We start from the raw sequence: 19,474 nt of genomic DNA on the forward strand, positions 1-19,474 counted from the left end.
GAGACTGCTTCCACCATTTTTTAGAATTTCATAACCTACTCTAATCGCCTCCTCTAATTTTGCTTCGTAAGCAGCTTCTTTTTCTGGTGTCATATTCTTTTTTAGAATGGTGCCAGCTCCGCCATGAATAATGATGGCAAATTCTGGTTGTTCAGCCTTAGCTTTCATATCCTCTTTTTCAATTTTTAATTCGCTTTCTTTTTTACAGCTAAAACATAAAAATAGAATGAGGAATAAAGGGACTAATGTTTTCATGGTGGGTTGGTTTTTTTAAGTGCTTTAAAGTTACATTTTTAGAGTAAACACTTCAAGTTAAACTAACAATTTATTAGTAATTTTGGGTAATTATTTATTACTTCACAAAAAACAAAGATACATGCAAGGAGTTGCTAAAGATTTTGGAATAAAAGACGCTTTAGAGCAATTAGGAATTAAAGCTATAAACGAAGGAACTTCTACAGGTTCTGAAAATTTTTCTAACGGTGACATTATTGAATCTTACTCGCCAGTAGATGGCCAGTTAATCGCTAAAGTAAAAGCTTCTACCGAAGAAGATTATCAACAAGCTATTTCTGCTGCTACTTCTGCTTTTAAAACTTGGAGAACAATGCCAGCTCCACTACGTGGTGAAATTGTACGACAATTTGGTGAAAAATTAAGAGAAAAGAAAGAAGCTTTAGGAAAGCTCGTATCCTATGAAATGGGTAAATCGTACCAAGAAGGTTTAGGAGAGGTGCAGGAGATGATAGATATCTGTGATTTTGCAGTTGGGCTATCGCGTCAGCTGCATGGTTTAACGATGCATTCTGAGCGACCAGGACATAGAATGTATGAGCAGTACCACCCATTAGGTGTTGTTGGAATTATTTCTGCATTTAATTTCCCTGTTGCAGTTTGGTCTTGGAATACTGCTTTAGCTTGGATTTGTGGAGATACTTGTATTTGGAAACCTTCAGAAAAAACACCTATTTGTGGTGTGGCTTGCCAAAATATAGCGGCAGAAGTTTTTGCAGAAAACAACTTACCAGAAGGGATTTCTTGTTTAATCAATGGTGATTACAAAGTTGGTGAACTTATGACCAAAGATACACGTGTGCCTTTAGTATCAGCAACAGGTTCTACAAGAATGGGTAAAATAGTGGCGCAAGAAGTGGCTGGTCGTTTAGGAAAGTCTTTATTAGAATTAGGAGGTAACAATGCGATTATAGTAACACCAGATGCTGATATAAAAATGACAGTAATTGGTGCTGTTTTTGGTGCTGTAGGTACTGCAGGTCAACGCTGTACGTCGACACGTCGTTTAATAATCCACGAGTCTATTTATAACAAAGTAAAGGATGCTGTGGTGGATGCGTATAAGCAATTACGTATTGGAAACCCTTTAGATGAAAACTATCACGTTGGGCCATTAATAGATACAGATGCTGTAGCTATGTATAATAAAGCATTATCTCAGGTTGTAAAAGAAGGTGGAAATATTGTTATAGAAGGTGGAGTTTTAACTGGTGAAGGGTATGAGTCGGGTTGTTATGTAAAGCCAGCAATAGCAGAAGCCAATAACTCCATGAAAATTGTACAGCACGAAACATTTGCTCCTGTATTGTATTTATTAAAATATTCAGGTGATGTTACCAATGCCATAGATATACAAAACGATGTATCACAAGGCTTATCATCTGCTATTATGACCAATAATCTGCGCGAAGCTGAACGTTTCTTATCGCATGCTGGTTCAGATTGTGGTATAGCTAATGTAAATATAGGAACGTCTGGTGCTGAGATAGGTGGAGCTTTTGGAGGAGAAAAAGAAACTGGTGGAGGACGAGAGTCTGGTTCAGATGCTTGGAAGATCTATATGCGTCGTCAAACAAACACTATAAATTACACTACAGAACTACCTTTAGCTCAAGGAATTAAGTTTGACTTGTAATTAAGTAATTTAATTTTAGATGTTGAGGAGTCACATTCTAGGATGTGACTTTTTTTATGGCTGTGTTTCAAAATAATAGTATTAAAATGTTATATTTTTAATATATTGATACTCTCTAACTTAAAACACTAACTAATGAGTAAAAAAACATCTTACCTTTTAGGTATTTTACTTACTATTATTATTGGTACGTTATTGTACTGCTATTTGTGCGATGGTTGTTATTGCAACCCTAACAAAAGCGTAGAAACAGAAGATACCAAAATTGTAGCAGAACCCGAAGTAGAGTCTGTGACCAGAAATGCATTTGCAATTTCTGATGCTAATGGCGATTTCGACATTAAAATTAATGACAACTTTAATTTTAAAACATCAAACTTTTCAATTTTAGAGCCTATTTCAACAGGTGTAACTTCTGAAGTTGCTAAATTGAAAGATTATCTTATAGCAAATCCTTTAAAGGATATTGATATTACTGGGTATTACCGAAGTGATGAAACCAATAATTCTGCCTTTCCAAATTTAGGTTTGGCTCGTGCAAATTCTGTTAAGAATTATCTTGTAGGGCAAGGAATCCCTGCAAAACAGGTTGATATCCATGGAGAATTAAATGATGAAATCAATCCTGATGATGCGCAAACATTTTACGGACCTTTAAAGTTTGGTATTGTTACGTTAGAAGATGGAGCTGTAGACGATACACTCCAAGCAGCTTGTGATTCTATAAGAAAAAATCCGATAATATTATATTTTAAAACCGGTGCAGCACAGATTAACTTAACAAATGAGCAACGTCAGAAAATTGCTACCATATCACGTTGTGTAGATAAATTTGGAGTTAAAGTACAGGTAGTCGGTCATACCGATAATACAGGTAATGCTAATCAGAACATGACTCTAGGTCAGGGCCGTGCTGATTTTGCTAAAAAGTACCTTTCTGGTAACGGTATTTTAGAAAGCAATATTGAAGCCATTTCTAAGGGACAAACAGAGCCTATGGCAGATAATAATACAGAAGAAGGACGTACTAAAAACAGACGTACCGTAATAACAATAAACTAACAAACTTAAAACAATAAAATTATGAATTGGTGTATATTAATCCCATTACTTATAGGTCTAATTTGCGCACTATTAGGCTATTTACTTGGACGTCTTTTTGGTGGCGGAACTGATGATAGTGACAGAATTGCAAAATTAGAAGCTGATTTAGAAGCTTGTAGAAATTCTAAAATGTCTCTAGAGACAGATTTAAAGTCTGCAAAAGCAAATGTAGTTTCATCTTTTGCTGCAGCATCTTCTGCAGTTGCCTTTGATGCGGCAGGTGCAAAAGCAGCTTTTGGTAAGAAAATAAAGGAAAACGACCTTACAATTGTTGAAGGTATAGGGCCTAAAATCCAAGAGTTATTTCATAATCATGATGTTAAAACTTGGAAAGCTTTATCAGAATGCAGTATAGACAAATGTCAAAGTGTATTAGATAGCGGAGGAGAACGTTTTAGAATCCATAAACCAAAAACATGGTCAGACCAAGCTAAAATGGCAGCCGAAGGACGTTGGGCAGATTTAAAAACCTGGCAAGACCAGCTAGACGGCGGCAAATAATCATAAATTTTCAATAACTTTAAGTAAAGCCACTCATTGCATTGAGGGGCTTTACTTTTATGGTTATAAGACGTGCTATTATGAGTTTATAATAAATCTTTAAGCGTATGCAATGTTTATGATAATTTATATATGATATTGATTTTTAGATCTGTAATATGCTGCGTTGCTAAATAACGGTATGGGTTTTTAACGAGAGGTGTAATTAATTCTAACCCTAAAAGCTAGCCTTTATATAACTTAAAAAAACCTTGTTTCATAATCAGCCAAAAAACTGAATGAAACAAGGTTATGTAATTGATTAATAGCATTGTAAAGATGCAAGTTATTTCAATTGCATATAAATTTTTTTGATGAATGGTATAAAAAATTGTATAATCGGTAGCATCTCAAATTAACTGCCGATGAGGTGTAAAAAACATGGATAAACACGCTTACCCATATCCAAAATTAGTTGTATTTTACTTTTCTTAGAATTCTAATGGTCTCTTTATAAGACTTATAAAGCTTGGTGCTATATTTTTTAATATAAGGTTTAGCATGTTCTAACTTAGGTAGTGCATCTTCAAAATCATTGAGATAACATAATAAATAATTGGTTGCTAAATTTTCGAGATCGGTTAATTCATGGTTAGCTATTGGAGTGCCTTTTTCTAGCTTTTCTAAAATGCTATTATTGGTGTTGTAAACGTGATGTAGCATTTTTTTATCAAAGCGAGGAGGTTCAAAAATTAAGTTTGCATTAATGGTATAGTGTGCATTGTTATCAAAATGAATCGTTTTTTCTTCGAGCTTATAATATTTAAAGGATTGCTGTAGGCCAAGTCTAACATATTCAATAATTTTAAAAGAATCATCATTATAGAAAATGGCAACTTCGTCTAATGCCGAATAAAATAAACGTACTTGTTCATTAATTAACTCAATGTCTACACGAGAATAAAAGTTTTCATCTTTAACCTTCTTTTTTTGTCCGGACCAACACAGTACAAAGTATTCTTTAAACACCATGTATTGCGGATTGTAATCTTGGCGCTTGTTCATAAAATCAAAAACACCATCTAAGGTGAGTTGAATGTTATTTTGAGCATGGTTTTCAATCGCAGAAACAATTTTAGAGTTAACGTCTTTTATTTCTATATCAAATACTTTGGGCATGCTTATGCTACCATCTCTAAAGAATACAGAGCCTCCATAATATTTCCAAATATTTTTTCGTAATGCTGTAATTGCTTCATTAGGTCTAATGGTAACTAAGCCAACAACACTATCATCTGGTAAATGCGGAAAAGGTATATTTTCGTATTGTACTATGGGAGGATTAGTAAGGTAGGCATTAATGAGGTTCTGAATTTTGCTATCGTCAAAAAAATCGACTCCTATAATCTTATTGTCTTCATCATCTACACCAATAACGATGTAAGAATTATTTTTTGGATTACTGTTAGAAAGCGCACAGATGTGTTTTAAAAATTTTGCTTTACCTTCTTTAGAGCTGATGTCAACTTTACGCTTTTTATCATAAAAACTATTCTCATCGTTGTGAGCTAGCAAGTTTTTAATTAAAAGCCTTTTATTAATCATGTAGATTTCTTTACAATGGTTGAACTGGCCTGTGCTGTACAAAACATTAAAACATCAGCAATATTAACATGAGCAGGTCTGGATACTGCAAAATAAATAACGTCTGCAATATCTTCGGCTTGTAGCGCTTTATAGCCTTTATAGACAGTATCTGCCGCGCTATCACCTTTAAAACGAACCTGAGAAAATTCGGTTTCTACCAAACCAGGATTAATAGCTGTTACTTTAATTCCGAATGGATTAAGATCTATTCGCATACCTTCAGTAATTGCAACTACAGCATGCTTACTAGCGCAATAGACATTGCCTTTTGGGTAAACCTCTTTACCAGCAGATGAACCTATATTAATGATATGGCCAGATTGACGCTTGGTCATTCCTGGGATAATAGCTTTACTCACATAAAGTAATCCTTTAACATTAATGTCCATCATGGCATCCCAGTCGTCTAAATTACCTGTTTGTATAGGGTCTAAACCATGGGCATTACCTGCATTATTTATAAGAATATCAATAGTTTTAAAAGTCTCCGGGAGAGAGGCAATAGCATTTAGTGTTTTTTCGCGATCTCTAACATCAAAATTTAGAACATGTACATCGGTTTGTTTAGATAGTACTTGTTTTATACTATCTAAGCGTGCTTGTCTTCGCCCACATAATACTAAATTAATACCATGCTTTGCAAATTCTTCCGCAGTGGCTTTACCAATTCCGCTTGTAGCTCCTGTAATAAGTGCAACTTTTTTTTTATTCATATTTTAATACTAATTTAAAAGTCCTTCCTTCTGGGAAGAATTTAGGACGGGCTTCTATGGTACCTCATGACCTTGACTAGACTCTAAAATTAAAAACCAATCTTCGAGATCTAGGTTAATCTTTGTGGCCTCTATAGATTTTGTTAATCTTAATTTATTTGTTGTACCTACGACAGGGTGAACACCAGAAGGATGTTTCATAATCCAAGCCAATAATAATTGATCTTCGGTTGCATTATATTTATCTATAAGTTGACCCAGTTGTTTGTGTATACGTCTAGTTTGTTCATTATCTTCTTTAAATACAGAGCCTAATGGAGACCAAGACATTGGTTTAATTCCACTGGTTTTTATGTAATCTAAGGTACCATCATGCATTGCTGAGTGTTGGGTTAAAGAAAACTCAATTTGATTTGCGTCAATATCTGTCCGTAAACCAATCATTTCCATTTGAGAGGGAGTGAAATTAGACACTCCAAAATCCCTTATTTTGCCTTGCTTTTTAAGTGTGCTAATGGCTTCTGCAATTTCTTCGGCAGCCATTAGAGGACTTGGTCTATGTAGTAATAATAAATCTAAATATTCTGTTTGTAAATGCTTCAAGGATTCTTCAGCAGACCAGATGATATAGTTTTTACTGTAATTGTAATGTTTTACTTTATTCTCTCTGTTATCGCACATATGCTGAATACCACATTTAGAAATCAGCTGTATGTCTTCACGTTTTATACCAGATTCAGTAAAAGCTTTACCAAAGTCTGACTCAGTAGTATAAGCTCCGTAAATATCAGCATGGTCAAAGGTTGTAATATTATTGGCCAAGCAATGATGTATTAGGTCAACCATATCTTGTTTTGAGAGCTTTTTGCCCCATTGTCCCCAGGTCATGGTGCCTGCAATTAATCTAGAATAATTCACTTTTATTTCAGTTTATATAGGTTTTTATGTAATTGGTGTATAAAAGTACTTAAAAACCTAAGAGTGGGGTATTCTTGTTGTGTAATTATTCTATATCCCAAATTATGAAACACTTTCAACCTATAAAATCAGTGCTTGTTGTCATTGTTATTTCTATATTCTTAACAGGTTGCTCTAAAGAAGACTTAAGCAAGTCAGACGGTCTTGCTAATATTACTATTAAATTAAAGCGCACCTTGGGTCAAACACAACACGTGTATTTAGATATTAAGGCTATTCAATTTAAAGTAAGTACAGCATTAGACGTAGAACATTGGGTAAGTTTAAGTACTGTTAATTTTGGTGTTTATAATATGGACAATTTCAGCCAAAATAATCCTCTGTTATTAATTGAAAATTTAGCTGTAAAAGCTGATTATGTTTATGAATTAAGGTTAATGTTAGGAGACGGAAATTTCATAAGCATAAATAATATATTACACAGTTTAGATGTTGAAGATTTAGGTAATGCTTACCCTTCTAATCGTATAGAAACTCAATTAAAATCTAATCGCCATTACGACATAGTTATTGATATAAATATTGATGATTCTATACATTTTAATGAAGACGAAAATATGATGGTTTTATCTCCACAATTATATACAACCATAAGACAAACTGAATATTAATTTACTAATCCATAAATAATAAGTAAAAAGGGGCTAAACCATTGGGTTTGGCCTCTTTGTTTTTTAACCAATTGTTAACAGCAAATGACGAATAAATTTAACATTTTGCATCGTTGAAAAAATTACTGTAATTAGTGTGGTTCAAAAACCCTTAAAAACATGGAAGAAACAAGTACAATAGATATTAAATCAATTAATGAAAAGATAGAAAGAGAAAGTGCCTTTGTAGACCTCTTAACCTTAGAAATGAATAAGGTTATAGTTGGGCAAAAACACATGGTAGAACGCTTACTTATTGGATTGTTAGGTCAAGGGCATATCTTATTAGAAGGTGTTCCAGGATTGGCAAAAACCTTAGCAATTAATACACTCTCAAAAGCTATAGATGCAAGTTTTAGTAGAATACAATTTACACCAGATTTACTACCTGCCGATGTTGTTGGTACGTTAATCTACAATATTAAAGAGAACGATTTCTCAATAAAAAAAGGACCAATTTTTGCAAATTTTGTATTGGCAGATGAAATTAATAGAGCACCAGCAAAGGTGCAATCGGCACTTTTAGAAGCCATGCAAGAAAAACAAGTTACCATTGGCGATGAAACCTTTGTTTTAGATAAACCATTTTTGGTAATGGCAACCCAAAACCCTGTAGAGCAAGAAGGTACATACCCCTTGCCAGAAGCGCAGGTAGACCGTTTTATGCTAAAAACAGTTATTGATTACCCAAAAATAGAAGAAGAACAACGTATTGTAAGAGCAAACCTAAAAGGAACGTACGAAAAAGTAAACCCGGTGGTTTCAATACAGCAAATATTAAGTGCTCAAGAAGCTGTGCGCCAAGTCTACATGGACGAAAAAATAGAGAAATACATCTTAGATATCATCTTTGCAACACGTTATCCAGAAAAATATAGATTGGCAGATTTAAAAGCTTTGATCTCTTTTGGTGCCTCTCCTCGTGGTAGTATTAATTTGGCGACTGCAGCGAAATGTTATGCATTTATAAAGCGAAGAGGTTATGTTATACCAGAAGACGTAAGAGCTGTGGTACACGATGTATTAAGGCACAGAATAGGAATAACCTACGAAGCAGAAGCAGAAAATATTACTTCTGAAGATATTATTAATAAGATTGTTAATGACATAGAGGTGCCTTAGAATTTAAGATTTTAGAATAACGATTTCAGAAATCACAAATCAACAATCTTCAATCGTAAATTGAAAAATGGATACCAAAGAACTTCTAAAAAAAGTACGAAAAATAGAGATTAAGACACGTCGTTTGTCTGATCATATATTTGGAGGAGAATACCATTCTACCTTTAAAGGGCGTGGTATGACTTTTTCTGAAGTGCGTCAATACCAATACGGTGATGATGTAAGAAATATAGATTGGAATGTTACCGCACGCTATAATGAGCCTTATATAAAAGTTTTTGAGGAAGAACGAGAACTTACCATGATGCTTATGGCAGATGTTTCGGGTAGTAAGCTCTTTGGGACACATAACCAATTTAAAGATGAAATAGTAACAGAAGTTGCTGCAACCCTAGCATTTTCCGCAACTCAAAACAATGACAAAATAGGGTTAATCTTGTTTTCGGACGAGATAGAATTATATATTCCTCCAAAAAAAGGACGCTCACACGTGTTAAGAATAATACGAGAGTTGTTAGAGTTTCAACCTAAAAGTAAAAAAACAGATATAGCTCAGGCATTTAAGTTTTTATCTAATGTAATGAAGAAAAAGGCCATTGTTTTTGTGCTCTCAGATTTTATTGCAGACGATTATAAACAAAACCTTAAAATAGCAGCAGGTAAACATGATATAACAGGTATTAGAATCTACGATAAACACGAAGAATTAATGCCTAATATTGGTATGGTGCAAATGCAAGATGAAGAAACAGGACAAATGATGTTAGTGAATACTGCTTCTAAAAAAGTAAGGACTAACTATGGTAAATTTTATACTGAAAAAGTAGGGTATTTTAAGGATAGCTTTGCTAAATCTGGTGCAGGTACTGTAGATTGCAGAGTAGATGAAAGTTATGTAAAAAAGCTCTTAGGTTATTTTAAGCGACGAGGATAGTTTAAGTTAGAAAGTTAGAAAGTTAGAAAGTTAGAAGTTAGAAGTTAGAAGTGAAAAGTAAAACGTTAAATATATTAAGAACTGAATTTAAGCAACAGCACATCTTGTTGTTTATGACTTGTTTTTTGTCTTTCTACTCATTTAGTCAAGTAAAAACAGAGGTTGATACCACTAAAATTAGAATTGGTGAGCAGATTAATTATAAGATTAAAGTTGAAGCAGATTCATCAGCGTTAGTTGTTTTTCCAGAAGGTCAAACCTTTATGCCTTTAGAAGCTGTCGAAGGTTTAGAAATAGATACAATTAAGAAAGACGCAAAGTTTTTCTTATCTAGAATATACAAGCTTACACAATTCGATACTGGAGCTTACACCATTCCTAGACAAAAGATTATTATTGGAGAAAAAACATTCTTTACAGACTCACTCCAGGTAGACGTTAATGCAGTAGAGGTAGATACTACTAAGCAAAAATTGTATGATATTAAACCCATTATTAATGTTGATAAAAGCGCAGGTAATTGGTGGAAATGGTTACTAGGAATTCTCGTAGCCATTGCATTAGTAGCCTTTGTGCTTTGGTGGTTTATTTGGAGATCAAAACCACTTACAGAAGAGGAAGAGATTGCCTTATTACCTCCTTACGATAGAGCCAAATTAGCATTAAAAAAACTAGATGAGAGTCAATATTTAATGCGAGCAGAGGTTAAGGAATATTATTCTGAATTAACATTTATCATTAGAAAATACCTCGACGAACAAGTTTATGATCGGGCCTTAGAAAGTACAACGGACCAATTAATTTCTAGATTGCAACTTCTAAAAGAAGGGAATCAACTGCCTTTAACTAAGGAGACGATTCAAAATTTAGAATCTATATTGAAACGTGCCGATTTGGTAAAATTTGCTAAATCTTCGCCAGATATGGCATTAGCTGAAATGGATAAGGCGACTATAGCAAAGGAAGTTGATGCTGTAAAAGCGAGTTTGCCAGAACCAACAGAAGAGGAAAAACTCTTAGACCAACAATATAAGGAAGAGCAAGAACGCAAAAAGAAGCGAAGAAAAGTCATTTTAACCGTCGCTATTTCCTTATTCTTACTCATTGCCACATTTGCAGGTTTCGGAATTAAATATGGTTTTGGATACGTTAAAGACACTATAATTGGTCATGAAAGTAAAGAATTGTTAGAAGGTGATTGGGTAGAGAGCGCATACGGATTTCCTCCAATATGGATAGAAACACCAAAAGTTTTAAAGCGTACAGAAGTCCAAGTGCCTGAAGAATACAAGGATAGGATCAAAACTTCAGTTTTTAGATATCTGTCATCCGACTCCGCTATTGACATACAAGTGAGTACAACAGCTTTTAATACGACGACAACGCCAGGTGAGCGGCCAAAAGAAATGTCAGACGAAGAGAAATCAAAAGATTTATTAAAAGCTTCAGAAAGCTATTTAAAGAAGCTTGAGTCTGAAGGTGCTCAAAATATAACCGTAAAAAGAGATCAGTTTATTACGCCAAATGCAGCCCAAGGATTAAAGACCTATGGTACAATGAATATTGCTTTAGAAAGTGATCAAACAGAGCTAGCAAATTATGTTAACCTACTCTTTAGAGCAGAGAATGTGAGGCAGCAAATCATTTTAACTTGGAGAGCAGACGATAACTATGCCGATGATATTGTTGAGCGTATTATTAATTCTATTGAGCTAAATCCAAACCAACCAGAAGAAGAACAAAACTAATGTTTGAAAATATAGAATTTTTAAATAAAGAATTATTTTGGTTTCTATTGCTTTTACCGATAGCAATAGCATGGTATATTTTTAAACACAACAGACAAACCGCAGAGCTCAAAATTTCTAGTATCAAAGGATTTAAGGGAGCGACTTCATTTTGGTCTAAATTTAAACACGTACTATTTGCACTGCGTTTAATAGCCTTAGGTCTATTAATAACGGCATTAGCAAGACCAAGAACCGTGGACGTTTCAACAAAAACAAAGACAACTAGAGGTATAGATATTGTTATGGCAATTGATGTATCAGCAAGTATGCTTGCCAAAGATTTAAGACCAAACCGTTTAGAAGCTTTAAAAGAAGTTGCTGCAGATTTTATTGATGAACGTCCAAATGATAGAATAGGATTAGTGGAATATGCGGGTGAGGCCTATACCAAGACACCAATTACAAGCGATAAGTCTATTGTGCAACGCTCTCTAAGAGATATTAAGTACAATACCATAATAGAAGGTGGTACAGCGATAGGTATGGGATTAGCAACATCAGTTAATCGTCTTAAAGACAGTAGAGCCAAGAGTAAAGTTATTATTCTGCTAACAGACGGAGTTAATAATTCAGGATTTATTGACCCTAAAACAGCCAGCGAACTAGCAGTAGAGTATAATATAAAGGTTTACACCATTGGCTTAGGTACAAACGGCATGGCTTTATCACCAGTCTCTATAAATCCTAACGGAAGTTTTAGATACGGTCGTCAGCAAGTAGAAATAGATGAAAACTTGTTAAAAGAAATTGCCGAAGTTAGCGGAGGAAAGTACTTTAGAGCCACTAACAATAAGAAGTTAGCAGAAATCTATGATGAAATTAATAAGCTAGAAAAAACGGAAATAGAAGAAAAGAAGTATTACAATTATGACGAAAAGTATAGGCCATTAGTTCTATTGGCAGGTCTACTACTTTTTATTGAAATACTATTAAGAAATACAATTTTTAGAAGTTTTGTGTAGATGAAAAAAGGTATAATTATACAAGCCAGTTCAACAAGTAATGGAGACACAAGTTGTATAGTTTCACTATTAAAATCGTACGCAAGTAATACGTTATTAATCAATGTTTAGACTAGACGAAAAAATATGGTTTTGGACATTATTGGTCATTCCAGTAATTATACTTTTGTTTGTACTATTACAAATTTGGAGACGATCTGCGCAAAAGAAATTTGCGGACATAAATCTTTTAAAGCGATTAAGTCCAAATCAATCTTTTTTTAAAAGTATTTTAAAAGTATTAGTATTATGTAGTGCATTTGCCTGTTTATCTTTAGCCTTAGTAAATCCTAAAATTGGCACAAAATTAGAGACAGTTCGTAGCCAAGGAGTAGATGTTGTTTTTGCAGTAGATGTGTCTAAAAGTATGCTAGCAGAAGATATAGCACCAAACCGTTTAGATAAATCTAAACAGTTAGTTAGAGAAATAATAAATAGTTTGGCTAGTGATAGAGTCGGTATTATTGCCTATGCAGGTAAAGCCTTTCCGCAATTACCAATAACAACAGACTATGCATCAGCAAAAATGTTTTTACAAAACATGAATACGGACATGCTATCCTCACAAGGAACAGCAATACATGAGGCTATTCAGTTAGCCAAAACGTATTATGATGATGAAGAGCAAACCAATAGAATACTAATTATAATTTCTGATGGCGAGGACCACAGTGGTGAAGCTGTTGATATTGCGGAAGAAGCCCTAGAAGAAGGTATAAGAATACTTACCATTGGAGTTGGAGATACTAAGGGAGGACCAATACCAATTAAAAGAAACGGCGTAGTCCTTAATTATAAAAAAGACAATAAAGGCGAAACGGTAATAACACGATTAGACGAGACAACTCTAAAAGAAATTGCAGAAGAGACTAATGGTGTATATGTCAATGGAAGTAACACCTCAGAAGTTGTAGATACCATAAAAGATGTTTTAGATAAAATGGATAAAAAAGAGTTTGAGTCTAAGCAAATTGCAGATTTTAAAGATCAATTTCAGTGGTTTTTAGGACTCGGAATTTTACTATTATTTATAGATATTTTCTTTTTAGAACGCAAAACAGCTTGGTTAAAAAAGCTTAATTTATTTAATGAAAATTTTTAAGATTTAAATTTTCTTTAACGCAGATAATTTAAGGCGTTTACTACATTTAGGTAATGATAAAATTGAAAACATATTTATTTATAATGCTGGTATGGCCAATAACGGTTTTGGGTCAGCAATATAGATTATATGGTTTTGATAATTTGGTAAATAAAACTTGGAAAGCAGATGGCGTTTGGTCTAATGGCACCAAATTTAAACAAGAAGTGAGCTTTAATTACGACCTTAATAAAACGCTAGTTATAGTAAATTCTAAAGGGTTTATAAATAAAGAACAGACAGCATACGGAAACAGAAGCCATGGAGTAAGACAGTTTAATGCAAAACAGAACAATATTCAGTTTTGGGAATTTGATGTCTTTGGAGACGTAACCCAGGGTAAGGTAAGTTTTAAAGACAAGGATATATATTATCACTATCATTATGGTGATACAATGGTGACAGATTGTTGGGAGTATATAAATGATAACACTTATAAATTTACCGTTGGTAGTTATAAGAATGATAAATGGGAATCTATTTATCTTCAAACAGAATTTAAAGTAATATATAAGTAAGATGAGGTTTTTAACAGTATTAATAATTGCATTTTTAAGTTTTATTGGCTTTGCCCAGCAAGAGGATAAAGCAAAATTAAAAACAGAAAGGAAGGCAACTAATTTGGTTTACAATGCCAACGAGTTACTAGCTGAAGATAATTATGTAGAAGCAGAAATGGAGTATAGAAAGGCAATTTCTAAAGCTCCAAACAAAGCCGTTGGTGCTTATAATTTGGCACATTCCTATTATACAAAAGGCAGCTTTGATGAAGCTTTATTTAGAAGCCAAGAAGCAGCAAAAAATGCAGTATCAAAGGATGAAAAACATAGAGCCTACCATAACATAGGTAATATTTTAATGCAGACTGAGCGTTGTAAAGAAGCGGTCGAAGCGTTTAAAAATGCTTTACGAAGTAATCCAACAGATGATGAAACACGCTACAATTTAGCACTTGCTAAAGATTGTGCAGACAAGCAAGACGATGGAGGAGGAGAAGATGATAAGAAAGACGAAAACAAGGACGAAGAAAAAGATAAGGAGAAAGAAGAAAAGAAAAACGACGAAAATAAAGACGAAAAGGACAAGAAAGACGAAGGCGATAAAGATAAAAAAGAAGGAGATAAGGAAGAAGATGAAAACGGAAAACCAAAAGACGATAAAAAAGACGGAAAAGGAGATAAAGACAAAAAAGATAAAAATCAAAAGCCAAAACCAAAGCCAGGTCAAATGTCTCCGCAGCAGATTAAAAATATCTTAGAGGCCATGCAAAACCAAGAACAGAAAGTACAGCAAAAAATCAATGCAGAAAAGCAAAAAGGAGCCAAGGTAAGGACTGAGAAAGACTGGTAGGTTCTTTAAGCAATATCAGTAATCAGTTGATTACAAGATTTTAAAACCGTTAGAGGTACGCATTTAACGACCAATGAAATATAAAACACATAAAATATCGATATTATTTTTAATACTTGCTACAAGTATTGCTGCTGCCCAGGTTAAGTTTGAAGCTAAGGTGAGTAAAAAGAAATTAGGCGTCAACGAGCGCTTACGTATTGATTTTGAAATGAACCAAGATGGAGACAACTTTGTACCTCCTAATTTTAATGATTTTGAAGTAGTCGGTGGGCCAAATACCTCTGTAAGTAATACTTGGATAAATGGTAAACGTACTTACAAAAAAACATATAGCTATTTTTTAGCACCAAAAAAGCGAGGCAAATTCACCATAAAACAAGCTACAATAGAGATAGAAGGTGAAATTTATAAAACATTTCCATTAACAATTAATGTTACAGCCGCGGTAGATAAGCCAAACGCACCACCAGGAGCCGCAGATATAGCCTCTGAGAACATTCATTTAGTAGCAGAAGTTTCCAAAACAAATCCCTATTTAAACGAAGGTTTTACAGTTGTTTATAAACTGTATGTTTCACCAGAGACAGGCGTTAGTAATTGGCGCGAAAAAGATAATCCTAGATATAATAACTTTTGGAGTCAGAATGTAGAAATAAAAGGATTAAACATTCAAAAAGGCTTATATAAAGGAGAAGAGTATCGTTATGTGGTCTTAAGAAAAACCGTATTATATCCGCAAAAAACAGGAAAACTTAAGATAGAACCTTTAGTATTAGATATTTCTGTAGAAGTACCTACAGGAAGAGCTGATATTTTTGGACGTCAAATAATGACTAAAGTCCCAAAAACAGTAACAGCTGGTAGTAGAACTATAAATGTAAAACCATTGCCAGAGCAAGGTAAACCCGCTGATTTTAAAGGAGCCGTTGGAGATTTTAATTTTAAGCTCACCACAAGTAAAACTCAATTAAATGCTACCGAATCGCTTCAAGCTAAAATTGAAGTTTCAGGTAAGGGGAATTTAAAATTATTTGAACTACCAAAACTCAACACTCCGAGTTCTTTAGAAGTCTATGAACCAGAACATAAAGAAAATGTACGCACTAATTTAAGCGGAATGCGAGGACGTATTTCAGATACCTATACTATAGTACCTCAGTATAGAGGCAAATACCCAATACCTTCAATATCATTTTCTTATTTTGATTTGGCCACAGAAACCTACAAACGTATAAGTACTGATGAGGTTGTTATAGACGTATTAGAAGGGCCAACCGCTTCAGCGTCCAAAGACAACAACACTGCAACAGCAAGTACTAAGCAAACCGTAAGACCTAGTGCAAATACCTTTGCCTTTATAAAAACAAATTCTAATTGGTCTAACGTTAAGCGTCAGCCTTTTTTTAGATCTACATCTTTTTGGCTTTTATTATTGTTACCTTTTATAATGATACCATTGGCCATATTAATAAGAAGACAAAATGATAAACGCAATGCAGATGTTTTAGGTAATCGTATTAGAAAAGCAGATCGATTAGCAAAAAAATACTTAGGAGAAGCTAAGAAAAATCTCGGTAATAAAGAAACATTTTATGAGTCTTTAGAGCGCGCTCTACATAATTATCTTAAAGCAAAATTAAAAATAGAAACTACGGATTTTAATAAGGAAAAAATAGAAAATCTTCTTATAGAAAGAAAGGTAGATAATAGCGTGGTAGCTCATTTTATTTCAATTTTAGAACATTGTGAATTGGCAAGATATACACCAATAACGCAAGTCACTATGAAGAATGATTACGACAAAGCAGCAAAAACAATTTCATTAATAGACAAACACATAAGATAGTATGAGAGTATTTTTGGTGATTTTAATCTGTTTTTTAGGTCGTTTTGGTTGGTCTCAAAATGATCAAATTTTTTCAGAAGCTAATACCCTTTATAATAATGGTAAATACGCCGAGGCGATAGATAGGTATGAGTCTATTTTACAAACAGGAGAACACTCAGCAGAACTCTATTATAATTTAGGTAATGCCAACTACAAACTTAATAATATTGCTCCAAGTATCTATTATTATGAAAAAGCACTTTTATTAAATCCTACTGATGAAGATATAAAGAACAACCTTACGGGCTACGCAGAAAATATGACTATTGACGCTATAGATAAAGTGCCTCAGGTAGGATTTTCAAAAATTATTAATAATCTTGTAAATACTTTTAATACAGATACTTGGGCTAAATTAGCCATCGGCGCAGTATTTGTTTTTGTACTTTTATTTTTAACGTACCGTTTCTCATATACAACTTCAAAAAAACGAATTGCATTTGTTCTCAGTATTGTAGGTTTATTATTAGCCTGTTTTGCGTTTACTATGGCATTTCAAAAACAGCATTTAGATACAAAAGATAATCCTGGTATTGTATTTGCTCAAGAGAGTAGAGTAAGATCAGAAGCCAATAGAACTTCAGAAGAAGTCTTTAGACTACATGAAGGAACAAAGGTACAAGTCTTAGAAGCTTATAAAGATTGGTATAAAATTCAGTTATCGGACAACTCCATAGGGTGGCTCCCTAATGAAGATATTAAATTACTTAAGAAATTTTAGGGCAATTTAACGTATAAGTTTTTCTTATATACTATATTTACTTTTGTTATGATGCAAAAGTTTAGATATAGTATAGCGATATTTTTAGGAACCTTGTTAATAGGGTTTTTGTCTGCTCCTGCTATCATTGCTTCTATTGATGAGTCTATAGATATAACAGCTTTTTTTGGTATTAGTGAAGAAGAAGAAAGTGAAAATCTAGAAATTGTTATTGACTCTAATCTAGTAACAATTGCTATAACCGTTATAGCTGCTTCTAAAAAAAATCTTTCGGAATGTACTTGTGATAGTTATCCCAATCCAAGTCTAAATTTATTTTCTCCACCACCCGAAAAGGTTAAGGATTTAGACACCCATTTTTAATCAAAATTATTATTTAATTTCAAACTAATATTTCAATATTTTATCTTAGGAAAAATATTGTATTTACTAAATCATTCATTTTATGTTCAAATATTTAAAAAACGACTTACCGGCAAGTATCGTTGTATTTTTTGTTGCATTACCACTTTGTTTAGGTATAGCCGTTGCTAGTGATGCGCCACCATTTGCAGGTTTAATAGCAGGTATTATTGGTGGTATTGTAGTTGGCTTTATATCTGGCTCAGAAGTTGGTGTAAGTGGGCCTGCAGCTGGGCTTGCAGCCATAGTACTTGCAGCCATTGCCTCCTTAGGTTATGAAGCCTTTTTAGTAGCCGTGGTACTTGCAGGTGTCATACAAATTCTATTCGGTATTTTAAAACTTGGTATTATTGGGTATTATTTTCCGTCCTCTGTTATTAAAGGTATGCTTACAGGTATAGGTATAATTATTATTTTAAAACAAATACCTCATTTCTTCGGAATCGATAAAGATTCAGAAGGTAATTTTGTACTTTTTGGAGGTGATAATAATATTATTGCAGATATTATAGGCATCCCTCAAAACCTTGGTTTAGGGTCAACAATTATAGCATTTATAGCTATGGGAATCTTAATTCTTTGGGCGCAAGTTTTAACTAAAAAGCATAATATATTTAATCTTGTGCAAGGGCCTTTGGTAGCTGTGGTGGCAGGTGTTATATTTTATCTTTTAGCAAAAGGTTCAACGTTAGATGTTGCTTCCAGTCATTTAGTAAAAGTGCCTGAGCCAGATAGTTTAGACAGTTTCTTAGGGCAATTTACACTGCCAGATTTTAGTGTTATTGGTTCAGCAGAAATTTGGATTACAGCATTTACAATTGCTTTAGTTGCAAGTTTAGAAACACTATTATGTGTAGAGGCAACAGATAAATTAGATCCTCAAAAACGAGTAACACCAACCAATCGTGAGTTATTAGCACAAGGATCTGGTAATATACTTTCGGGTTTAATAGGAGGCATTCCAATTACTCAGGTTATTGTTCGTAGTTCGGCAAATATTCAATCTGGAAACAAGACTAAAGCCAGTGCTATTATACATGGATTCTTTTTGTTGATTTCGGTAATTATTATTCCTAACGTACTCAATATGATTCCGCTGTCGGTATTAGCTGCAATACTTTTTATTGTGGGTTATAAACTCGCAAAGCCATCCACTTTTAAAGCCATGTGGAATGCTGGTTGGAAACAGTTTTTGCCATTTATAGTTACCGTATTAATCATTGTATTTAAAGATTTACTTTGGGGAATTGGTATTGGATTAGCAATAGGTATTATGGTTACATTATGGCATAGTTATAAAAACTCTCATTTTTTACACATCGAAGGAGAAGATGTGGATGATGGTAAAATAAAAATGACGCTTGCTGAAGAGGTAACTTTCTTTAATAAAGCAGCGATTTTAAAGGAATTAGATAGACTTCCAGAAAATTCGTATTTAGAATTAGATGTAAGGAAAACAAGATTTTTAGATAGTGATATTATTGAAATACTCGAAGATTTCGCATTTAAAGCGCGCGAGCGAAATATTGATATTAAACTCTACTCAGAACGCGGTATAGTAGAAAATCCTGAAAGTTTTATTGAGTTTTTTAAGCTCAGAAAGTTAAATGACTAATTAAT

Annotated in this window: 19 protein-coding genes; 15 read left to right on the forward strand and 4 right to left on the reverse strand. The window is 33.6% G+C overall.

From position 1 onward, the window contains the following. The coding region (locus Q0800_RS00450) for an isoaspartyl peptidase/L-asparaginase (RefSeq protein WP_299126674.1) at positions 1-255 on the reverse strand (255 nt) is incomplete at its 3' end. A 121-nt stretch (positions 256-376) separates the two neighbouring features. Between Q0800_RS00450 and Q0800_RS00455 the strand changes: the two genes are divergently transcribed. The 3 genes from Q0800_RS00455 to Q0800_RS00465 all read left to right on the forward strand — a co-directional run bounded on the left by Q0800_RS00455 (position 377) and on the right by Q0800_RS00465 (position 3,535). Then, a complete protein-coding gene (locus Q0800_RS00455) occupies positions 377-1,930 on the forward strand; it encodes an aldehyde dehydrogenase family protein (protein ID WP_299126677.1) in 1,554 nt (517 codons plus the stop codon). Positions 1,931-2,065: 135 nt separating this feature from the next. Next, positions 2,066-2,992, forward strand: a complete 927-nt coding sequence (locus Q0800_RS00460) for an OmpA family protein (RefSeq protein WP_299126679.1) — start codon at positions 2,066-2,068, stop codon at positions 2,990-2,992. A gap of 21 nt (positions 2,993-3,013) precedes the next feature. Continuing rightward, positions 3,014-3,535 (forward strand): hypothetical protein, encoded by a 522-nt coding sequence (locus Q0800_RS00465; protein WP_299126680.1) that lies wholly within the window; start codon positions 3,014-3,016, stop codon positions 3,533-3,535. Between the two features lie 450 nt (positions 3,536-3,985). On the opposite strand, the gene Q0800_RS00470 is transcribed toward Q0800_RS00465, so the two are convergent. From Q0800_RS00470 to Q0800_RS00480, 3 genes are read right to left on the reverse strand one after another with little or no spacing between them, the layout of a single operon-like run. Further along, on the reverse strand, positions 3,986-5,119 hold the full coding sequence (locus Q0800_RS00470) for an ATP-binding protein (protein WP_299126681.1): 1,134 nt from the start codon (positions 5,117-5,119) through the stop codon (positions 3,986-3,988). Continuing rightward, positions 5,116-5,874 (reverse strand): SDR family NAD(P)-dependent oxidoreductase, encoded by a 759-nt coding sequence (locus Q0800_RS00475; RefSeq protein ID WP_299126682.1) that lies wholly within the window; start codon positions 5,872-5,874, stop codon positions 5,116-5,118. The genes Q0800_RS00470 and Q0800_RS00475 overlap by 4 nt, the downstream gene beginning before the upstream one ends. Before the next feature lie 54 nt (positions 5,875-5,928). Next, positions 5,929-6,792, reverse strand: coding sequence for an aldo/keto reductase (locus tag Q0800_RS00480; RefSeq protein ID WP_299126683.1), 864 nt, complete (start codon positions 6,790-6,792; stop codon positions 5,929-5,931). A 104-nt stretch (positions 6,793-6,896) separates the two neighbouring features. On the opposite strand from Q0800_RS00480, the gene Q0800_RS00485 reads away from it, so the two are divergent. From Q0800_RS00485 to Q0800_RS00540, 12 genes are all read left to right on the forward strand, one after another. Then, positions 6,897-7,463 (forward strand): DUF4382 domain-containing protein, encoded by a 567-nt coding sequence (locus Q0800_RS00485; protein WP_299126685.1) that lies wholly within the window; start codon positions 6,897-6,899, stop codon positions 7,461-7,463. 159 nt (positions 7,464-7,622) lie between these two features. Next, positions 7,623-8,624 (forward strand): MoxR family ATPase, encoded by a 1,002-nt coding sequence (locus Q0800_RS00490; protein ID WP_299126687.1) that lies wholly within the window; start codon positions 7,623-7,625, stop codon positions 8,622-8,624. Positions 8,625-8,691: 67 nt separating this feature from the next. Beyond that, complete coding sequence (locus Q0800_RS00495) at positions 8,692-9,558, forward strand: DUF58 domain-containing protein (protein WP_299126689.1); 867 nt, start codon at positions 8,692-8,694, stop codon at positions 9,556-9,558. A gap of 50 nt (positions 9,559-9,608) precedes the next feature. Continuing rightward, the gene (locus Q0800_RS00500) at positions 9,609-11,306 is read left to right on the forward strand and encodes a hypothetical protein (protein WP_299126690.1); all 1,698 of its coding nucleotides are present in this window, start codon (positions 9,609-9,611) and stop codon (positions 11,304-11,306) included. Beyond that, complete coding sequence (locus tag Q0800_RS00505) at positions 11,306-12,310, forward strand: VWA domain-containing protein (protein WP_299126692.1); 1,005 nt, start codon at positions 11,306-11,308, stop codon at positions 12,308-12,310. Before Q0800_RS00500 ends, Q0800_RS00505 begins: the two co-directional genes overlap by 1 nt. 103 nt (positions 12,311-12,413) lie before the next feature. Next, complete coding sequence (locus tag Q0800_RS00510; RefSeq protein WP_299126693.1) at positions 12,414-13,451, forward strand: VWA domain-containing protein; 1,038 nt, start codon at positions 12,414-12,416, stop codon at positions 13,449-13,451. Positions 13,452-13,504: 53 nt separating this feature from the next. Next, positions 13,505-14,008, forward strand: a complete 504-nt coding sequence (locus tag Q0800_RS00515; protein ID WP_299126694.1) for a hypothetical protein — start codon at positions 13,505-13,507, stop codon at positions 14,006-14,008. 1 nt (position 14,009) lies between these two features. Beyond that, complete coding sequence (locus Q0800_RS00520) at positions 14,010-14,840, forward strand: aerotolerance regulator BatC (RefSeq protein WP_299126696.1); 831 nt, start codon at positions 14,010-14,012, stop codon at positions 14,838-14,840. 73 nt (positions 14,841-14,913) lie between these two features. Continuing rightward, on the forward strand, positions 14,914-16,689 hold the full coding sequence (locus Q0800_RS00525) for a BatD family protein (protein ID WP_299126698.1): 1,776 nt from the start codon (positions 14,914-14,916) through the stop codon (positions 16,687-16,689). Between the two features lies 1 nt (position 16,690). Next, entirely contained in the window at positions 16,691-17,452 is a 762-nt protein-coding gene (locus tag Q0800_RS00530; protein WP_299126700.1) for a tetratricopeptide repeat protein, read from the forward strand. 48 nt (positions 17,453-17,500) lie between these two features. Next, positions 17,501-17,815: a hypothetical protein gene (locus tag Q0800_RS00535; RefSeq protein ID WP_299126702.1), complete on the forward strand. Its 315-nt coding sequence runs from the start codon at positions 17,501-17,503 to the stop codon at positions 17,813-17,815. Between the two features lie 82 nt (positions 17,816-17,897). After that, positions 17,898-19,469, forward strand: coding sequence for a SulP family inorganic anion transporter (locus tag Q0800_RS00540; protein ID WP_299126704.1), 1,572 nt, complete (start codon positions 17,898-17,900; stop codon positions 19,467-19,469). Positions 19,470-19,474: the final 5 nt, after the last annotated feature.

This window comes from uncultured Winogradskyella sp., assembly GCF_937958655.1.
In the GTDB taxonomy this organism is placed as follows: Bacteria; Bacteroidota; Bacteroidia; order Flavobacteriales; family Flavobacteriaceae; genus Winogradskyella.

Excerpts from the sequence above, each read along its gene's own strand:
- Q0800_RS00455 (WP_299126677.1), top strand. The coding sequence starts at position 377 with ATGCAAGGAGTTGCTAAAGATTTTGGAATAAAAGACGCTTTAGAGCAA.
- Q0800_RS00460 (WP_299126679.1), top strand. The coding sequence starts at position 2,066 with ATGAGTAAAAAAACATCTTACCTTTTAGGTATTTTACTTACTATTATT.
- Q0800_RS00465 (WP_299126680.1), top strand. The coding sequence starts at position 3,014 with ATGAATTGGTGTATATTAATCCCATTACTTATAGGTCTAATTTGCGCA.
- Q0800_RS00470 (WP_299126681.1), bottom strand. The coding sequence starts at position 5,119 with ATGATTAATAAAAGGCTTTTAATTAAAAACTTGCTAGCTCACAACGAT.
- Q0800_RS00475 (WP_299126682.1), bottom strand. The coding sequence starts at position 5,874 with ATGAATAAAAAAAAAGTTGCACTTATTACAGGAGCTACAAGCGGAATT.
- Q0800_RS00485 (WP_299126685.1), top strand. The coding sequence starts at position 6,897 with ATGAAACACTTTCAACCTATAAAATCAGTGCTTGTTGTCATTGTTATT.
- Q0800_RS00490 (WP_299126687.1), top strand. The coding sequence starts at position 7,623 with ATGGAAGAAACAAGTACAATAGATATTAAATCAATTAATGAAAAGATA.
- Q0800_RS00495 (WP_299126689.1), top strand. The coding sequence starts at position 8,692 with ATGGATACCAAAGAACTTCTAAAAAAAGTACGAAAAATAGAGATTAAG.
- Q0800_RS00505 (WP_299126692.1), top strand. The coding sequence starts at position 11,306 with ATGTTTGAAAATATAGAATTTTTAAATAAAGAATTATTTTGGTTTCTA.
- Q0800_RS00510 (WP_299126693.1), top strand. The coding sequence starts at position 12,414 with ATGTTTAGACTAGACGAAAAAATATGGTTTTGGACATTATTGGTCATT.
- Q0800_RS00515 (WP_299126694.1), top strand. The coding sequence starts at position 13,505 with ATGATAAAATTGAAAACATATTTATTTATAATGCTGGTATGGCCAATA.
- Q0800_RS00520 (WP_299126696.1), top strand. The coding sequence starts at position 14,010 with ATGAGGTTTTTAACAGTATTAATAATTGCATTTTTAAGTTTTATTGGC.
- Q0800_RS00525 (WP_299126698.1), top strand. The coding sequence starts at position 14,914 with ATGAAATATAAAACACATAAAATATCGATATTATTTTTAATACTTGCT.
- Q0800_RS00530 (WP_299126700.1), top strand. The coding sequence starts at position 16,691 with ATGAGAGTATTTTTGGTGATTTTAATCTGTTTTTTAGGTCGTTTTGGT.
- Q0800_RS00535 (WP_299126702.1), top strand. The coding sequence starts at position 17,501 with ATGATGCAAAAGTTTAGATATAGTATAGCGATATTTTTAGGAACCTTG.
- Q0800_RS00540 (WP_299126704.1), top strand. The coding sequence starts at position 17,898 with ATGTTCAAATATTTAAAAAACGACTTACCGGCAAGTATCGTTGTATTT.